The following is a 14164-nucleotide window of genomic DNA, read 5'->3' on the forward strand; positions in this document are numbered from 1 at the left end:
TGGACGGCCGTCAGTGTGGCGCTTGCGCCGCGGTCGACAGAGACATGATCTCCTGTAGCGAGTCCGCGTCTTCAAGGTGCATCACGGCTTCGGCAAGGCGTTCGGCCGCGCGGGTGGATACGACGCGCGTGGCGTTGGCCATGAACTTTGCCTCTAGGTCGGCCTGAGATATCGGCCATTCCGGCGTGCCAAGGCTCCATGGCTTTCGACTGCTTAGAACTCGTCCATTTCTCAGGTGAACGATCATCTCTCCCGGGAAATGCGCGGGGTAGTCGCTCTCGGGATCGTCGACACACCAGGTCTTTTCGGCGATCGCGAGCACGTCGGGCGCATCCAGCGGTTCATCGTAGAAAGCGGCGAGATCGACGCGGCCGCGAGCGAGCGCGAGGCCCACCACGTATTGCACGCTGAACAATGCGCGATACGCATTCGCTGGGCGAATGCAATCGGCTCGTGGTTCCGTCACTAGGGAGAGCCACTCGCGGGTGAGCTTGCATTCGATCCGCTCCACGTCACCAAGCGCGAACTGATCGCGAAGCTCGAAGGCGGCATCGACGAACGCGTGGATCACGTGGCAGCACGGGTAAGGCTTGAGAGCGAGTCCGATCGCCCGCCACTCTGCCCCGAGTTGGTGGCCGGGCAGGGGGTCTGGAACGTGGCCGATATGGGCCGCATAGAAGCCCCTACGGCCTTCGAGCACCGTGTCCGGGCCTATGAAACCAACCCGGCCCAGTGCGGCAGCGACGACCCCGGCGTGCGCCGACCACCCAGGATGGAGCCTCTTGAGCCAAGATTCCCCGGTTTCCAGAATGCCAGAGGCCATGCTGCCGCATAGGCCGAAGGCGCTGACCAATTGGGGGCGGGTCGCGCCCGAGAGTCGGCCGGCAGCGGCGGCCGCTGCGAAGGTGCCGCACACGGCCGTAGCGTGAAAATTGCGGCGCGTAAAATCGCCGGCGCCCGCAATAGCTAACCGGCACCCGATCTCGATCGCGGCGATGAAGGCGAGCAGGGCGTCGCGGCCACGTGTCTTTTTGGCTTCGCCAACGGCGAGAACGGTCGCAAGAGCAGGAGCGCTCGCATGATAAATGCCGCCGATATGCGTGTCGTCAAAATCGAGACCATGAGCGAGAACGCCATTGACGAGGGCCGCGGAGGCCGCTGGCAACATGGCGCCGCTTCCGATGGCAGTCGCATCGGACCCGGTGCCGAGTTCACGTACGCCCTCGAGTGCGACGCGACCAAAGGCAAACGCAGATGACGCGATGGCGACGCCCAGCGTGTCGAGCCAGTGTCTTTTGGCCAGGTCCTGCACCGCAGCGGGTACTTCGCTGAGCGTCAGTCCGATGGCGAAATCTGCAAACCGAGCCGATTGCCATTCGCGCTGGCTGGAAACCTGTTCCTTGAACGCGTCCATCCCTCATCCATCTTGTTGGATCGCTTGCCTAAGCAGGCGGTCATTGACAACTGCTACCTAACAGCATTAAGTGTTTATATCATTATGTCAACATAATATCTCTTGGCGGAGCTGTTTCCAATTATCGGCACGTGCGTGAAACGCTCTGCTGTGCCAAGCGGATGTCGAGGTGCTAAGTTGCGATTCGTCTCTCCCAAAGCTGTGAAGACCATGTCCCCTGCTGCTGGCATTCCCGAGTTCTCGCCCGCCAAGGGCACATTGCTGCATCGCCAGCTGTTCCTGGTCTTGCGCGAGCAAATTCTGCGCGGCGCGTTTGGGCCGAGTGGAGCGCTGCCGAAGGAGGAGGAACTCTGCAAGCACTTCCGGGTGTCGCGCATCACTGTCCGTCGTGCGCTTGCGGACCTTGCAACGCTGGGATTGGTGGAGCGTCGGCACGGGTTGGGCACCTTCGTAAGACAGGGCACGGCCATCCCGCGCGCCGCGCCTAATCTCAGCCTGATCGACGAGCTCAAGAAGCAGGCGAGCGAAACGGAGGTGCAAGTCCTGCTGTTCGAGCATGCTCTGCCAACTGAAAGCGTGGTGCATCTGCTCCAGCTGGGGGAAGGCGAGGAGGCCATTCACGCCGTTCGCCTGCGCACGCTGGACGGCATGCCCGTCATGCTGACGGATGCGTGGATTCCCAGCGAATTCCGCAAGGGCGTGAGCGCATCGCGCCTTAGGAAATCGCCGCTCTATGAATTGTTGCTGGGCCAAGGGGTCGTCTTCGGGCGCGTGCTGCAGGAGTTTACCGCCGTGATTGCCGATCCCACTTTGGCCGGCCAAATGAAAGTCGAAGTCGGGGCCGCTCTGCTGCGCCTCGTGCGCGTCATGCACGACGATAAGGATCGACCTATCCTCTATCTCGCGGCGTTCCTGTCGTCGGAGCGCAGCCGTATCCTGATGGACATTCCCGGCGATACGGTGAATACGCTGACTGCCGGCCGGATCGTGCATGATGGGCTCTGAACTGGACGACGCAGATCAAATCGAGATTCCTTGCGTGGTGATGCGGGGCGGAACCAGTAAGGCACTGTTTTTCCGTAGCCGCGATCTGCCCGCACCGGGCCGCGATCGCGATAATCTACTTAAGCGCGCCATGGGCACGCCCGATGAGACGCAAATCGACGGAATGGGCGGCGCCCGGCTCAACACATCCAAGGTGGCCATCGTCGATCCGTCAGAACGGCCGGACGCCGACGTGGATTACACGTTCGCCCAGGTTGAGATCGGCTCCGACAGGATTGGATACGAAGGCAATTGCGGCAACATCTCGTCTGCGGTCGGCCCATTCGCCATCGACGAAGGACTCGTTCGGGCGACAGAGCCTGTGACGACGGTCCGCATTCACAATACTAATACGGGCACCATTCTGGTGGCGCGGGTGCCGGTGGCTGGAGCGAGAGCGAGAGTCTTTGGCGAATGCGCGATCCCGGGCGTCCCGGGCACGGGTGCTGAGATCCTAATGGACTATGCCGGAACGATCGGAGCCGCGACCGGCCGTCTTTTGCCGACCGGCACGGCGATCGAAACGGTGCATTTGGATGATGGTCGCGTGTTCCAGACGTCAGTCTGCGACGTCGCCAATCCCTGCGTCTTCATCGAGGCCTCTGCGTTCGGATTGCGCGGCGATGAGAGTCCCGAGCAAATCGAGAGCGATGCGGCCTTGATTGCCGCGACGGAGGAAATACGGGGGCGTGTAGGCCAGGCGCTTGGTTTCTGGCCGGATTGGAGGACGGGCGATCTGCCGGCAATGCCCATGATCGTGCTAGTCGGGCGTTCGGCAGACGACGCGCCTTCGGACATGCATGCGCGCCTCCTTTATCTGCGCCGATGCCATCCAACCATGGCAGGCACCGGTGCGATCTGTCTTGCTGCAGCTTCCCGCATCGCCGGCACCCTCGTGCAGCGCGTTCTCTCGGAGCGTCACCGGGGCGGGGCCGACGTGCTTCGCATCGGCCACCCCGGCGGCACGCTGGATGTCCGTGTTGTTGCACAGGACGACGGGCGAGCTTTTCAAGCTCTCGGATTCCCGCGAACAGCTCGCCGGTTGATGTCGGGCAGCATCTGCATCCCGCGCACTCTCGGGAGCTGATGCTTCTCAATCAACCGGCGCGATATCGAGCACCAGCTTGCCCTCGGCCTCACGTCTCTCGATCGCCCCGTGGGCCTCTCGGATCTGGTCCATTCCGTAGCGATCGCCCAGACGAAGCCTGAGGCTCCCCTCGGCGAGACCAGCATACAGAGCTTCTGCGCGCCGCTCGATCGTCTCTACGCCAACGAGGTGATCCTTGAGGCGCGGTCTTGTGAGATAGAGTGATCCGGCCTCGCCAAGTTCAGCCGGGTTGAGGTCGGTGACCGCGCCGCCGGACGATCCGAAGTTCACGATCAGGCCCCGGCACCTGGCTACTTTCAAGTCGTGCCGAAGGGTGGAGCTTCCGACAGAGTCGAATACCACGTCGACGCCCCTACCCCCGGTGGCTTCCAGGAGCGGCGCGACGAAGCTCCCTTCGTCGGACAAAAAGACCTCCCGCGCGCCGCGTTCGAGCGCGACTTGCTTTTGTCCCTCGGATCGGACCGTACCAAAGGCCGTTGCGCCGAGGCGTGCCGCAAAGCCAAGCAGAAGTTGTCCGACGCCGCCGGCGGCCGCGTGAACGAGACAACTGCGCCCGGGCCCGAGTTGGCCGACATCCGTGGCAAGATAGTGGGCGGTGAACCCTTGAAATGTCGCAGCCGCGGCGAGTGATAGCGGTATTGCGGCTGGGACGTGGACGAGCCAGTCCTCGGGCACAACGGCAAATTCGGCATGACTGCTCCAAACCAGGCAATACGCCACGCGGTCGCCTCGCCGAAATCTACTCACGCCATCACCCACCTCTTCGACCGTGCCTGCGCCTTCCATGCCGATGGTGGTCGGGAGCTTGACGGAGTAGGTGCGCGAAGACGCGAAGACACCTTTTCGCGTGCCGATATCCATCACATTGATACCGGCGTTGGAAATGCGCACGAGCACTTCCCCACGACCCGGCTCAGGCGCGGGAATGTCTTGCAGGCGCAGCACCTCGGGGCCGCCATATTGCTCGATCCTGATGGCCTTCATGTGCCGCCTCATTTGCGCCAGGAGCCTTCCTCGACCTCACGATCGCGCTCGGCGCGGCTAAGAGCGCCCCGCAATCCGCTCTCATCGAACGCTACGCAATATGCTGGTTTAGCGCGCTCGAAGCGCCAGCTTTCCGACAGCGGGCCGGCATCCACGACATCGTAGCCGAGCTCATCATGCAGGGTCGCCACGACTTGCTTGGCTTGCGCATCGTCGCCGGCGATAGGAAGCGCCCGTCGCCCCGGCGATCCGGCCGGCTTGGCATCCTTGACCAAGTCGCTGGCCAGAATCGCGTTGAATGCCTTGACGATCAGCGATCCTGAAAGGTGTCTCGCCAGAATGTTGCTGGTTGTGGACTCCCGCATGTCGAGTTCTTCGATCCGCCCATCGCGCTCGGGGTAGTAGTTTGCAGCGTCCATCACCAGCTTTCCGGAAAGCGCTTCCGTGGGAAGCGTATGGATGGCGCTGAACGGGATTGCGACCAGGATCGCGTCGCCGAAGGCAACGGCTTCGTCCACGGTACCGATGCTGACCCCAATTTTGCGCCCGGCGTCGCGGAGGCTTTCGGGGCCGCGCCCGTTGCTGAGCATCAATTCGTGTCCAGATTTGAGCGCCAATTGCGCCACGCCCTGTGCGACCAGGCCGGCTCCGATAATGCCGATTCGCATGGTTTGTCTCCTTTGGTTGCAATCAAGTAACTGACGCCGGTCGATCGAATTGCGGCGCCTCCGTCCGTCGATATCGCACGGCAAGTCGCGCGATAGGCATAGAGTTTATGTGTATATAAACTTATTGACTTCAAGCCATGCGCTACTTAAATTCCGCGTCGGTCGGGGAGGGGCACCCGGATCGCAGGAGGACGTCGGATGGAAAGCCACGGCGAGCAGTCGGCGATCAATTGCGTGATCATGCGCGCCGGCACGAGCAAGGGTCTGTTTTTTCACGAACGCGCGCTGCCGCCGGCTGGTTCCGAACGGGACCGGCTCCTCCTTCGCCTGATGGGATCCCCCGATGTGCTGCAGATCGACGGGCTTGGCGGGTCACGTCCCATCACGTCAAAGGTAGCTGTCATTGCGCGATCCAGCCGGACGGATGCAGACGTGGACTACACCTTCGCTCAGGTGGAGGTAGATCGCCGTCGCGTCGTTCACAGCGGCAATTGCGGCAATATTTCCGCGGGAGTCGGTCCCTTCGCGGTCGATGAGGGCCTGGTCCCCGCGGTCGAGGGCGTGACACGCGTCCGCATCCATAATACCAACACCGGCAAGATCATCGTCGCGGACGTCCCGGTCCTGAACGGCCGAGCGCGCGTCTCGGGCGATCTGGCAATTCCGGGTGTCCCTGGCACGGGTGCTCCGATCCTCCTCAATTGGGTGGATACGGTGGGCGCGAAGACCGGCAGGCTGCTCCCGACACAAGCGGCAACCGACGTTCTGACGCTGGAGGATGGAAGCAAAATCCCCGCGACTTTGTGCGACGTCGGCAACCCCGTGCTCTGGGTAGCCGCGAGCGACGTTGGCATGAATGGCAGTGAGCTCGACGACGCCATTCACGCGAACACAGCGCTGCTGCGGCGGCTGGCCGAGCTGCGCGGCAAGGCGGCAGCCCTCCTTGGGTTCTGCGAGGATTGGCGACAGGCCGATGAACATTCACCCGGCTTGCCGATGATCGGGGTCGTCGCGCCGCCGGCGAGTTATCTCACGTTGAGCGGAGTCGAGATCGATGCGGCTGACGTCGACCTGCGAGTCAGGCTTATGTTCATGGGACGCCTGCATGAGAGCATCGCAGGCACGGGCTCGATGTGTCTGGCAGCCGCGTCGCGCTTGGATGGATCCGTGGTTCGATCTGTCGTTTCCGATGTGTCCCGACCAACGCTGCGCATCGGCCATCCGTCAGGAGCGATGACCGTGAAAGTCGCGACGGAGGCGCCGGGAGATTCAACGGCAGTACGCTTCACGATGCTAGGGATGGCCCGCACAGCTCGCCGCTTGGCACGATGCGAAGCCTTCTATCCGCATGAGGTCCTGAACACTAGCGTCACACACGGCTGCCCCAAGGACGCCGCCTCGGGAGCAGCCCCCTCATGACCGAACTTTCGCTTCCCTCGATTTTCGCTGTCTCTCCCCATGGCCATCCCACGGAGTTCGGTCGGATTTTTCCTCCAGACCGGCCGTGGCTTGCGCGCCAACCGCGAGAAGAGATCCTGTTCCCCGAGTTGCCCATCGTCGATGCGCATCACCACCTCTGGGACGTTCCAGGGTTTCGTTACCTGGTTGATGAATTTGGCGAAGATGTCGGACGCGATCACAACGTCGTTGCCACGATCTATGCGGAATGCGTGTCGATGTATCGCGCAAAAGGTCCCGTCTCGATGCGGCCTGTCGGCGAAACCGAGTTCGTGGTCGGAATGCACGCCATGAGCGCCAGTGGTCGGTTTGGGCCGGCGGAGATAGCCCGCGGCATAATCGGGTTTTCCGACCTGCGGCTGGGCGCGCGAGTGGCGGAGGTGCTGGACGCACATCTGCAGGCGGCGCCGGACCTGTTCAAAGGCGTGCGCTTTTCAACCAGTTGGGACGCCAGTCCGCAGATCCTGAGCAGCCACACAGGAGCAAGCCCTGACGCATTCGCCGATCCGGCTATCCGCGAAGGTGCGCGGACACTCGCGGCCTACGGCCTTAGCCTGGATTCCTGGTTGTTCCACACGCAACTCAGCGACCTCGCCGGCCTCGCGGACGCCTGTCCGGATCTCGTCATCGTCATGAACCACTGCGGCGGACCTCTCGGCTACGGTCCCTATGCATATGATCGCGAGCGACACTTCGAAGATTGGCGTCGCGGCGTGCTAGACGTCGCTCGACGGCCGAATGTCGTTTGCAAGCTCGGTGGCCTGCTTGGGCGCTGCGCGGCCTACGACTACGTCGATGCGAAGGATCCTCCGGATTCGCGGCTGCTCGCAGAGATATGGAGACCGTGGATCGAGACATGTATCGAGGCCTTCGGGCCTGCCCGTTGCATGTTCGAAAGCAACTTTCCCGTCGAAATCCAAGGCACGGGGTACTCAACGCTCTGGAATACGTTCAAACGCCTGACAGTCGGCGCCAGCGAGGACGAGCGCCGATTGCTCTTCGCCGGCACCGCGGCGCGCATTTATCGTCTTTCCATCTAGATCAATCGAGAACAACAACGCGTCTTCGAGACGCCGGGAGAAATGCCATGATTCAGCACGTGACTTTGCAAGTCGCGAACAGCGGCCCGCGCCTCGACAGATTGCCGCTCGGACCTTGGCACTACCGGCTCCTGGCGCTCATTACCGCCGGGTTGTTTGTCGATACGTTCGAACTGTACTCCGCCGGCGCCGTGCTCGCTGCGCTGGTTCAGTCGGGCTGGTCGACCATGAGCCTGAACGCAACGTTCCTTACCGCTACCTTCGTGGGCTTGACGGCGGGCGCCTGGGGCGCCGGTATTGTCGGCGACCGCTATGGCCGCCGCTTCTGCTATCAGCTAAACCTGCTCGTGTTCGGGCTCGCTTCGGTCGCCGCCGCCTTCGCACCGAACATGACGATCTTGATCGTCCTGCGCTTCGTCATGGGCCTTGGGCTCGGCGCAGAAATCGTCGTCGGCTACGCTACCATGGCGGAGTTCATTCCAGCCAAATATCGCGGCCGGATTATTGCCAGCATGGTGCTGATGGCCAATGCGTCATCAATCGTTGCATTGTTGACGGCTTCATGGGTTGTACCGTCTCTTGGTTGGAGATGGATGTTTTTGTTGCCGGGGGCAGCGGCCCTCCTGATCTGGTTCTTTCGACGATCGCTGCCGGAATCACCCCGCTGGCTTGAGGCGGTCGGTCGAACGTCGGAGGCGAACGCCCTTCTGGATGGGATCGAGCTGGCTTCCAATATTGTGACGGCGAATCCTGGATCAGCATCGGCAGGCCGGGCAACGGTACAAAGCAGAGCCGTCACCCCGCTGTCGGTCTTGTTCGAGAGACAAACCGTACTGCGAACGATTGTCGGTGTCGTCTTGACCACGACAACGGGTTTTGTGATCAACGGTTTCCTCCAATGGCTTCCGACGTTCTCCATCAGCCAGGGAATGAATTTTTAGTCAGCCCTTCATCTTCCGCTGATCATGTCGATCGGGCTTCTGACCGGCGCAGCGGTCTCGATCTGGTCGGCGGACCGGTTAGGCCGCCGTCTCGGCATCGTCATTCCTTCCTCCTGCGCGGGTCTCCTGTGCGGAGCCTTTGCTCTGACGAACGGGACGGCACTGGCTATCGTGGCATTTCTACTGGCGGGTGCGCTGGGAGCCGCCAGTTCGATTGCCAGCAATATCTATCTGCCAGAGTTGTTCGATACACCGGTGCGCCTGCGTGGCGTTGGGTTTTGCGGCGCGGCCGGGCGGCTGGCCACGGCGTCAGTACAGTTCGTACTAGTTGGCGCCTTCGCCTTTGGGGGCCTCCCGGCTGTCGTGGCCATGCTGGCCGGCATCGTCTTCACTCAGGCCGGCGTGGTTTTTGCCCTGGGTCCGGAGACCGGCAGCAAGTCGCTCGAATCGGCGGCTGGTTTGCCGATAGGCAAAGAGGAACGCTCGGCAGCGCCAGGACGGGTGCCGGGGGGCGCCGCGCTTTGAGAAGGGATTTCTGGCCGGCCGTCCGTAAGCTCCGAGCAGATCCATAGCGACGCTGCAGAGCACATGGCGCGAAGCCTCGCGAGTTGCCCCAGCATTGCCGCATCTGTCATAATCGCCGAGCAAGCAGTGCAGCCTAGGGCCAAACCATCTTGGACCGCCGTGTTGCATCGCGCGCTACGGAGTGCAGATGGCGAGTCAAAGAGCAAGTACGAAGAGTCCGCGGCGCCTGAAGCGGATTCAAGAGCGGGAAGAAGCCATTTTGGACGCGGCGTTGCAGCTGTTCTCCCGCTTCGGTTTGCACGGGACGACTCTCGACCAAATAGCCGAAAGTGCCGACGTGTCGCGTCCTAACCTCTTCTACTACTTCAAATCGAAGGAAGAGATCTACCAAGGTGTCTTGAAGCGTCTTCTGCAGGATTGGCTAACGCCTCTCGAGGCGCTGAACGCGGAAGGCGATCCTGTCGAAACCTTGAAATCCTACATCCGGGCCAAGGTCGAGTTTTCGCGCAAAAATCCAGAGGCTTCGCGACTGTTCTGTCTAGAGATCGTCCAAGGCGCGCCCTTGGTTCGCCAGCATTTGCGGACTTCGTTGAAAAGCCTGGTGGATGAAAAGGCGGAATTGATCAAGATTTGGATCAAGCGCGGCAAGCTCGCGCCGGTCGATCCCTACCACCTGATCTTCTCGATCTGGGCGACTACGCAGCATTATGCCGACTTCGCGGCTCAAATCGATGCAGTCGTGGGGAAGCGCCTCACGCAAAAGGCTTTCTTCGAGGCAACAGTCGAGAACTTGCAGAAGCTTTTGCTTGACGGATTGCGGCCGCGGAACACCGGTACTGATTAGCCTGCGAGACTTTTTTTGCCTGTAGAGGTGATCGCTTCAACCATGGTCGAAATCGAATCCTGAAGAGCCTCGAGGTGCGTCTGCATCGCCCTCTCGGCCGCTGTCTCGTCCATGGCGAAGATCGCATGGCAAATGTCCGCGTGCTCCTTGACCGAGCGGTCCACAAGGCCTTCGTGATAAACAATCTGCCGGCGGTAGGGTTCGAGCCGCTGCCGCAGTAATTGAGACTGCGAAGCCAGGAAGTCATTGCCGCTCGCCGTGTAGATGGCCTCGTGAAACACGACATTGGCGCGGTAGAAGCCGCGCGAATCGGCCGCGGTTGCGGCGGCAATGCACTGATTGAGGCCTTTCTCGATGGCCTTGCGATCGTCTCGCGAGTGACGACGTGCTGCAAAGCGGGCGCAAGTGATCTCCAGCACCTTCATCATCTCCACCATGTCTATGATGACACGAGGCGACAGGACTGCGACGTAGGCTCCCTGATGCGGGCGAATCTCGACGAGCCCGGTTGCGGCAACTGCCTTCAAGGCCTCCCTCACCGGGGTCCTCGACATCCCGAAGCGGCCCGCCAGTTCCTCTTCATCGAGCTTCTGCCCGGGCCGGGCACGCCCCTCAAGGATTTCTTCCTCGATCTTGAGGCGCAGGCTCTCGGTCCGTGTTTGTGCTGCCGGCATGCGTTCGACGGGCCTGCGGCGCTTGGGGGTGACCATGTGGGATTTCCGCTGCTTCATAGGTCGATAACGAGAGAAGAAATTGGTACGGCCACGCACGGCAAACACTGGTCCTTGCGGATCTCTGTGGACGTCGAGGGGTGTATCACAGCGCCGTCGAGAAGTCTGACAAGGCAACTTTCGCATTGGCCCGACCGGCAGCCCGACGCAGCCGCGACACCGTGTCGTTCGATTTGATCCAGTAGGGACCCTGCCTCGGGTTGCCACGCAAACGATGTTTTCGATTTCCGCAGGACGATGGTCTGCGGTCCCCGGTTGACGGATTCCAGCGGCCGACTTGAAGGCCCAAACGCCTCAAGACGGATCCGGTTTTCGTCGACGCCGGCTTGGCGAAGGCCTGAGACCAGATCCTCCGCCATTCCGGCGGGCCCGCAGATGTAGATGAGGGGTTTCCCCTTGATCGCGGAGACAACGTCGGGTGGGGTGATGCGTCCAATCTTGCGCGATCCTGTGGGCGCGCCACGCGCGCTGTGAAAGATCGTGACCTTGAGGCGCGGCAACTGGCCTTCGAGCTCCGTGATCTCCTCTCGAAAAGCCTCGTCTTTCGTCGAGCGGACCCCGTAAAGGAGCTGGAGGTCACCCTCCCATTGCCGATCGCGGAGGTCGTACAGCATCGCCAGAATTGGAGTGATGCCGATGCCTGCGGCCACAAGGACGAGCTGTTCCTGCCGCGCCAGATGTTCTTCGTCGAGGCGGAATTCGCCCTTGGGTGCCTGCAAATCCACAATGCCTTTTAAAGACAAGCGACCATGGATCAGGCCAGACATCTGCCCATTGCCCCGCTCAGAGCGGGCCAGCTTTACCGAGATTCGGTAGCTGTCGGCCCGATATTCGCCCGACAGCGAGTAACAGCGTATGACCGGCCTTCCGTCCTCGCCCGTCAACCGCATCGTCACATGCTGGCCGCCGCGGAAGGCCGGCAGTTGAAGGCTGTTGTCCGCAGGGCGCAGGTGCAGCGAGAGAACGTCGTCGGTCTCACGTGCGATCTCCATCACTTCAAACCGCCGCCAGCCCGACCATGCCTTGAGCGCCCGGGGTGTAACAGGTTCAAGATCGCAGATGGAGGACCGCAACCCGGAAGATGCGCTGATCGGATCCACCCTGTCGTCCGACACCAAGCGGTTCACGTTCGCTCCGCCGTCGGATCGTGCGTCATAGCCGGGCAGGCCAAGTTCTTCGTTGCTCTGCCACCAGCCATACTGGGCGCTGACGACGCGGGGATCCAGACTCTGGTCGAATCGCGCTCGCATGCGGGCCGTGCCGTAGGGCATCTTGATGTTGATCCAGTCGCCCTCTCGAATATCGCGCTCGAAAGCGGTGTCTGGATGAACGCTGATTTCAGGATCGGGCGAGCGGCGCCGGAGCGATGTGATGCTGCGATGCTGGCCGTGCAGATAATGCGCGACTTTCGCCGACGTGATGACCAAGGGATACTGCTTATCGGCGCCATACGGAGACGCCGACGGCTCGACGAAAGTGGGGAGCGGAGGTTGGCCGGCCTCGGCAAATACCTCGGAATAGATCTCGATCTTGCCGGTCCGGGTCTTCACCCCGTCGCGCTTGTGGCGGTGGTAATAGGGCTTCCCCGCAATGCTTATTCCGTTGGGTTTGGCCCGGAGGTCGTCGGCTGTCAGTCCTAGTGGCTGCAGGATCTCGTCAAAGCCGGCATCGATGTTGCCGTTCCAGAAGAGGTCGCCGAATCCGAGGCGCTGCGCCAGTTCGAAGACGATTTGGGCGTCAGACCTGCTCTCGCCTCGGCTCTGGATAGCGGCTTTTCGGATTTGGATGTGCGATTCCGCCGCTTGCGTTCCTTCGAATCCGATCCGCAAGGCCTCACGTTCCCATGGGGTGTTGACCGGCAGGAAGATGTCGGCCAAGGCCGCGGTGGGGGTCATGACGAGGTCGACATGGGCATAGAATTCGAGCTGCTCTAAAGCGCGGACGCCGCGATCGCCATTGGCGTGGTTGACCAGGAAGTTACGCCCAAACCCGATCATCCCCCGAATGGGATAGGGGCGGCCATCCAGGATCGCCTTGTAGAGCGCATCGGAACCGATGAGGCCCTGGCGGCCGGGTCCCAGGCTCGAATGTGCAAGCGAGACGCATTTGAGCTTCTGCTCGGGCGACAGGAGGTCGGTACGCGAGACGTCTTTCGCTGGGGGCTTTTGGTATTCGACATTTCCGCCCGGTCCGTCGAAGCTTCCCGTCAATGCCATCAAAAGCGAGATCGCGCGGTCAGTTTGGGTGGCGTTGGTATGCTGGCCAACTCCCGACCAGGCATAATAACTCACGGGCCTGCATTGCCAAAGGAGGTGCGCTGTCTCTCGAATTTGCGATGCGGGCACCCATGCGATCTCCGCGACACGTTCTGGCGGATAGTCGTCGCAGAGCTCGGCGTACATATGAAACGCCGATCGACAGGCGATCCGATTGCCCTCTCGGAGCGAGATCGCTGAAATGGTGTTCAAGGCCGGAAAGCGGCCACCGGCATACCGTCGTTTCGAGGCATTGTAGGAGACCAGACTGCCCGCCGCATCCTGCGCAACGAAATCGTCGGGCTCTCCGTCGATGGTATCAGCGAGATCGCGGACCCGAAGGAAAAGCCCGGTATCGGCTCGCACCAGGAGCGGACCATTGGTCCAGTCGCGCATGAAGTCTGCGTCGAACCAGCCCTCCCTGATCATCACGCCGGCAATACCGAGAGCTAAAGCGCCGTCCGCACCGGGCCTCACCCGCAACCATTGGTCGGCGCGCCCGGCGAAGCCTACCCGCTTCGGGTCGATGACGATCAGCTTCGCGCCGCGCGCATGGGCCGATCCTGTTTCCGTCGCGTGATCGAGCCAAGTAGCGCTCGGATTGTGGCCCCACAGGACGACGCAAGCGGACCTTGCAAAGTCCGGTGATGCTATCGATCGCCCGAACGTATAAGCATGCGCGGAATCCTTGTGCCAATTGCAGATCTCGGTGCCGTCGGCGACATTGGGCGTTCCGAACGCGTTGCAGAAGCGCTGGATCCAGCGGATATCATCCGAGATCGGCGTGCCGCTCGGTGTCGTAAGGCCGACCGCGACCGACTCGGCACCGTATCGGCTGCGAAGGCGATCCAGCTCCTTTGCGGTCGCAGCAAGCGCCTCCTCCCAGGAGATACGAATCCAACCAGGATCCGGGTCGCCCTTGGGGCGTGTGCGCTTGAGCGGGTAGAGCTCCCTTTGCGGGTTATAGACGATATCCGGTGCCGCGCGCCCCTTGATGCAGAGCGCCGCTCCTGTCGGATGGTCCGGGTTCGGCTCCTGCCTGACGAGCCGGCCACCCCGCGTCACCATCACGGAGCCGCACCGCGACTTGCAGAGCGCGCAAAAGCCCGGTGTGCGGATTTCCTCGGCGGCGGTCTCGGAAAGCGGCTTCAC

General features: G+C 61.9%; 10 protein-coding genes and 1 pseudogene. 6 read left to right on the forward strand and 5 right to left on the reverse strand.

What is annotated here, in order from left to right; all coding sequences use genetic code 11:
- Positions 1-10: 10 nt before the first annotated feature.
- Positions 11-1414, reverse strand: a complete 1404-nt coding sequence (locus HYH08_RS12415) for an MmgE/PrpD family protein (protein ID WP_220010064.1) — start codon at positions 1412-1414, stop codon at positions 11-13.
- A 210-nt stretch (positions 1415-1624) separates the two neighbouring features.
- On the opposite strand from HYH08_RS12415, the gene HYH08_RS12420 reads away from it, so the two are divergent.
- On the forward strand, positions 1625-2419 hold the full coding sequence (locus HYH08_RS12420) for a GntR family transcriptional regulator (protein ID WP_220010065.1): 795 nt from the start codon (positions 1625-1627) through the stop codon (positions 2417-2419).
- Positions 2406-3545: a 2-methylaconitate cis-trans isomerase PrpF family protein gene (locus tag HYH08_RS12425; protein ID WP_220010066.1), complete on the forward strand. Its 1140-nt coding sequence runs from the start codon at positions 2406-2408 to the stop codon at positions 3543-3545. The genes HYH08_RS12420 and HYH08_RS12425 overlap by 14 nt, the downstream gene beginning before the upstream one ends.
- A 6-nt stretch (positions 3546-3551) precedes the next feature.
- Here the strand turns inward: HYH08_RS12425 and HYH08_RS12430 are convergent, their stop codons facing one another.
- Both HYH08_RS12430 and HYH08_RS12435 read right to left on the reverse strand, forming a co-directional pair.
- Positions 3552-4550 carry a quinone oxidoreductase family protein gene (locus tag HYH08_RS12430; protein WP_220010067.1) on the reverse strand — a complete coding sequence of 333 codons (999 nt, stop codon included), beginning with the start codon at positions 4548-4550 and terminating at the stop codon, positions 3552-3554.
- An 8-nt stretch (positions 4551-4558) separates the two neighbouring features.
- The gene (locus tag HYH08_RS12435; RefSeq protein WP_220010068.1) at positions 4559-5218 is read right to left on the reverse strand and encodes an NADPH-dependent F420 reductase; all 660 of its coding nucleotides are present in this window, start codon (positions 5216-5218) and stop codon (positions 4559-4561) included.
- A gap of 198 nt (positions 5219-5416) precedes the next feature.
- Here HYH08_RS12435 and HYH08_RS12440 point away from each other — a divergent pair, with 198 nt between their 5' ends.
- From HYH08_RS12440 to rutR, 4 genes and pseudogenes are all read left to right on the forward strand, one after another.
- The gene (locus tag HYH08_RS12440; RefSeq protein WP_220010069.1) at positions 5417-6637 is read left to right on the forward strand and encodes a 2-methylaconitate cis-trans isomerase PrpF family protein; all 1221 of its coding nucleotides are present in this window, start codon (positions 5417-5419) and stop codon (positions 6635-6637) included.
- Positions 6634-7716 (forward strand): amidohydrolase family protein, encoded by a 1083-nt coding sequence (locus HYH08_RS12445; RefSeq protein ID WP_220010070.1) that lies wholly within the window; start codon positions 6634-6636, stop codon positions 7714-7716. The genes HYH08_RS12440 and HYH08_RS12445 overlap by 4 nt, the downstream gene beginning before the upstream one ends.
- A 47-nt stretch (positions 7717-7763) precedes the next feature.
- Positions 7764-9182, forward strand: a pseudogene (locus tag HYH08_RS37425) (MFS transporter).
- Between the two features lie 187 nt (positions 9183-9369).
- Complete coding sequence (rutR, locus tag HYH08_RS12460; protein WP_220010073.1) at positions 9370-10026, forward strand: HTH-type transcriptional regulator RutR; 657 nt, start codon at positions 9370-9372, stop codon at positions 10024-10026.
- On the opposite strand, the gene HYH08_RS12465 is transcribed toward rutR, so the two are convergent.
- Both HYH08_RS12465 and HYH08_RS12470 read right to left on the reverse strand, forming a co-directional pair.
- A complete protein-coding gene (locus tag HYH08_RS12465; protein WP_220010074.1) occupies positions 10023-10736 on the reverse strand; it encodes a GntR family transcriptional regulator in 714 nt (237 codons plus the stop codon). The genes rutR and HYH08_RS12465 overlap by 4 nt on opposite strands.
- Before the next feature lie 17 nt (positions 10737-10753).
- Complete coding sequence (locus HYH08_RS12470) at positions 10754-14164, reverse strand: molybdopterin-dependent oxidoreductase (protein ID WP_220010075.1); 3411 nt, start codon at positions 14162-14164, stop codon at positions 10754-10756.

It is taken from the genome of Bradyrhizobium sp. BR 10289, from assembly GCF_019455385.1.
GTDB lineage: Bacteria > Pseudomonadota > Alphaproteobacteria > Rhizobiales > Xanthobacteraceae > Bradyrhizobium.

Coding starts and splice junctions, on each gene's coding strand:
- HYH08_RS12415 (WP_220010064.1), bottom strand. CDS start 1,414: ATGGACGCGTTCAAGGAACAGGTTTCCAGCCAGCGCGAATGGCAATCG.
- HYH08_RS12420 (WP_220010065.1), top strand. CDS start 1,625: ATGTCCCCTGCTGCTGGCATTCCCGAGTTCTCGCCCGCCAAGGGCACA.
- HYH08_RS12425 (WP_220010066.1), top strand. CDS start 2,406: ATGATGGGCTCTGAACTGGACGACGCAGATCAAATCGAGATTCCTTGC.
- HYH08_RS12430 (WP_220010067.1), bottom strand. CDS start 4,550: ATGAAGGCCATCAGGATCGAGCAATATGGCGGCCCCGAGGTGCTGCGC.
- HYH08_RS12435 (WP_220010068.1), bottom strand. CDS start 5,218: ATGCGAATCGGCATTATCGGAGCCGGCCTGGTCGCACAGGGCGTGGCG.
- HYH08_RS12440 (WP_220010069.1), top strand. CDS start 5,417: ATGGAAAGCCACGGCGAGCAGTCGGCGATCAATTGCGTGATCATGCGC.
- HYH08_RS12445 (WP_220010070.1), top strand. CDS start 6,634: ATGACCGAACTTTCGCTTCCCTCGATTTTCGCTGTCTCTCCCCATGGC.
- rutR (WP_220010073.1), top strand. CDS start 9,370: ATGGCGAGTCAAAGAGCAAGTACGAAGAGTCCGCGGCGCCTGAAGCGG.
- HYH08_RS12465 (WP_220010074.1), bottom strand. CDS start 10,736: ATGGTCACCCCCAAGCGCCGCAGGCCCGTCGAACGCATGCCGGCAGCA.